This window comes from Butyrivibrio sp. (genome assembly GCF_024699075.1).
Map to the genome: position 1 here is coordinate 1 of NZ_JAILQF010000328.1, position 2,863 is coordinate 2,863.

Genomic DNA, 2,863 nt, shown 5'->3' on the forward strand with positions numbered 1-2,863 from the left:
TGGAGTGATTTCATACTTCCAAATATGCTGCTTAAAAACAGGGATCTTTGGACAGTAGCAGTTGGACTTACACATATAGGAGAGACAGAATTTTCAAGATTTGCAGCAGGTGCTATTTTCATAGCAGTGCCAATCGTTACACTATATTTTGCATTATCGAATTTCCTGGTGGCAGGAGTTTCGGACGGCGCCGTAAAGGGATAAAATATTTATTCACTAAGAAACTTTGAAATCTGGCATTCTTGCTATTTTATATAGAGTTAACCTGAACGTAAGGGCATTCCGCATAGGAATGCCCTAATTTTTTGCTATAAAAATAGAAAACTATTAATTATATATTAAATATATAAATGAGATAGATACAGCGTCGGCCGGAGGGCACGCAAAAATATAAAATAGGTATATTAATGACATAGAAATATAATTAAAATATTAGTAATAAAATACTTGCTAACATATATATGTATATTTATAATTTATTGTGTTCATCAAATTCAGCTTCAGTAAGGCATAAATTTCCAATTTTTTGAAAGTTGAGCTTAATGATATTGGTTCATGATCTGGCAAGTCAAGAGATTTGCTAGAAGGAGATTTTTTATCTATAGCCAAAAAATAAATGATTTACATTTATTTTTATAAATTAAATACATGGGGGACTTAAACATGAAGAAAAAACTAATGGCACTACTCTTAGCTACAACAGTTATTGCATCAGGTTGCGGTGCAGAAGATGAAACAGATGAAAAAGATGTTGAAGTTAGTGAATCAGATGAAGAATCGGATGAAGAATTGGAAGAAGAATCAGATGAAGAATCAGAGGATGAATCGGATGAAGATTCTGATGATGATAATTCATTCTTGGACATTGATACTGAAGTATCAGATGATGGTATTAAGCTTGACGGAAGCTACACAGATGGTCACGACATCTTTACATTCAGTGGAGATGAGTTAACATGCTTCAGCTCGAATGCTGAATTTACAGTAAAATTCAAGCTCAAGGACAATAAGCTTATTTTTGATGCTGATACTTTTGAGCTGACCGACGCATATATGGATTATTTAGAAGATTATTCAAAGGATCATTCTTGTGGTGACCCGGATCAATTGATCGAAAACATCAAGGAAGAAGGGATAGATCCTATTAGTATCAAATATAATGAAGAAAAAAATACTTTAAAAATCAATTACAATACTTATTATTACGTAGATAACGATCTTGGGCCAAATGGCGTATATACATGCGAAGATAATGACAATGTCACTATCGCTTTTGAGGACGGTGAAGTAACATTCGATAACGATGGCAACAAAGAAATATTCTCATACAACTGTTTCAAAGATAAGGACAAATTATGCATCAGTTTCTATGGCTTTGGTTTTTCGGAATCGGAATTCTATGAAACATACGGATTAACAGAAATTAAAGATGTAGATGTTGATGAGATTAAATTTCGAGGTGTTATTTTTAAGAAGTAAGAGAAACTGAGGATTATAACATGTGAAGTAGCGCCCCCGGCAGTAATTATATTACGGCGAGCGCTGCCAGCACGGCTGCTTCTGGTATGGCTGATCTATCTACAGGGCCACAGGTTGTTCCCGGTGCTGTTTATAATTACACGCTTGAATATTACAACGAAAAGGGGCAATGGACGTCTGCTACAATACAATTTGTGTTTTCAACAGAATCTCCAACACTAGGAAGTGCAGTAGCAGTTTTTGGTCTTCCTACAGATATGGGCTATGAAGGCGGTTATCCTTATGTGTATTTTGAATATTATGGGGATTATGAGAATGAAAAACTGGTAGAAAAACTATATGGAAATGATGAATATTCTGATGAACCTATAGTAAATGGCACTGTATTATATACAATAACTGAACCAATGGATCCTCAAGGTGTGGGCCTTATCATTATTATTGGAGTATGGGACGCGGTAATTAATTGGGATGAAGGTATAGTAGTAGCGCTGTGGTAATAGCTTCTAAATGCCAGTTTTAGCAATAAATTGCTTTAAATAAATCAAATTATAACATTAAGAGGGTCACAAAGTGACCCTCTTTTTATAAAGATTATCAGACAGCTGTTTTATTTGGAATGATGGAGTTCCTTCATCTCATACATCCTTTTATCTGCAAGTTCCAAAAGAGATGGTATTGATATGGTTTCTGAATATAAAGCAGATCCGTAAGAAACTTTTATGGAAATGTTGTTGCCGTCAATATTAAGTGGCCCTTCTACGAATCTTGTAATATGTTTGCCAATAGATTCAACATCGGAATCATGACGGATCTGATGGATTATTATAAATTCATCTCCGCCATATCTGAATACAATGCTGTTGCCTGCGGCAGCCATTGTAAGGCTCTTGGCAACAGATTTAAGTACAATATTGCCGTATTCGTGACCGTAATTATCATTAACGTGTTTAAAATCATCCAGATCTATCATAAACAGTACAAAATCAGCCATCTTGTTTTTGTACTGTTTTTTATATGCTGCGGCGATATTACCAAATGCGCGTCTGTTTAAAAGGCCTGTAAGGTCATCAGTCTGGCACAAAGTGGAAAGTCTGTCTCTTTCTGTAACTTCATCCGTGATATCCATAAAGTAGCCAACAAGGCCTACTATCTTGCCGTCAGAAATAATGGGACATTTAGAAGCTTTGATCTTTCTGAGCTTTCCCTTTACTATGCATTCTCCGGGCACATCCAGAACGGACTTGCCGTTGTTTAAAACTCTAAGCTCAATCTTTTTAAAAGGTTCAGGGTTGATATGCCAGCCCATATCTTCATCATTCTTGCCTATGATCTCATCCACTGAGGACAGACCGTAGTAATCAAGAAACATCTGATTTGCACC

At 35.7% G+C, this 2,863-nt stretch carries 3 protein-coding genes and 1 pseudogene; 3 read left to right on the forward strand and 1 reads right to left on the reverse strand.

Going from position 1 to position 2,863, the window contains the following annotated elements; all coding sequences use genetic code 11:
• The 3 genes and pseudogenes from K6G87_RS13240 to K6G87_RS13250 all read left to right on the forward strand — a co-directional run.
• Window positions 1-204, forward strand: a pseudogene (locus K6G87_RS13240) (sugar ABC transporter permease); the annotation flags it as partial.
• 459 nt (window positions 205-663) lie between these two features.
• The gene (locus K6G87_RS13245) at window positions 664-1,479 is read left to right on the forward strand and encodes a hypothetical protein (protein ID WP_296838191.1); all 816 of its coding nucleotides are present in this window, start codon (window positions 664-666) and stop codon (window positions 1,477-1,479) included.
• An 86-nt stretch (window positions 1,480-1,565) separates the two neighbouring features.
• Complete coding sequence (locus K6G87_RS13250; protein WP_296838194.1) at window positions 1,566-1,979, forward strand: hypothetical protein; 414 nt, start codon at window positions 1,566-1,568, stop codon at window positions 1,977-1,979.
• 110 nt (window positions 1,980-2,089) lie between these two features.
• Here K6G87_RS13250 and K6G87_RS13255 read toward each other — a convergent pair.
• On the reverse strand, window positions 2,090-2,863 hold a 774-nt coding region (locus K6G87_RS13255; RefSeq protein WP_296838197.1), incomplete at its 5' end, for a sensor domain-containing diguanylate cyclase.

Excerpts from the sequence above, each read along its gene's own strand:
- K6G87_RS13245 (WP_296838191.1), top strand. The coding sequence starts at position 664 with ATGAAGAAAAAACTAATGGCACTACTCTTAGCTACAACAGTTATTGCA.
- K6G87_RS13250 (WP_296838194.1), top strand. The coding sequence starts at position 1,566 with ATGGCTGATCTATCTACAGGGCCACAGGTTGTTCCCGGTGCTGTTTAT.